Here is a 235-nt window from a genome sequence, read left to right as displayed (position 1 = left end):
TTCTCCCGCCCCCAGTTTGGCTCCAACATTTGGGCACGCCATCCTCCCCGTGAGCGATATTAATTCCCCACAGTTGTTCATCGTCGTGTTAACCTTCTTACCGGTCACCTTCTTTGATACTGCGGGAACATTGATTGGAATGACCCAACAGGCAGGCATGGTGGATGATCATGGTAAGATTCCTGGAATTGGTCGCGCCTTCCTGTCAGATTCCTTGGCAATGGTCGAAGGAGCA

1 pseudogene is annotated in these 235 nt (G+C 51.5%); it reads left to right on the top strand.

The window, feature by feature from the left end:
• Positions 1-49: 49 nt before the first annotated feature.
• Positions 50-235 (top strand): annotated as a pseudogene (locus tag ACFIK0_RS09805) (NCS2 family permease); the annotation flags it as partial.

It is taken from the genome of Bartonella sp. CL63NXGY (assembly GCF_042194905.1).
Taxonomy (GTDB): domain Bacteria; phylum Pseudomonadota; class Alphaproteobacteria; order Rhizobiales; family Rhizobiaceae; genus Bartonella.
This window is presented reverse-complemented; position numbering and strand designations above follow the sequence as displayed.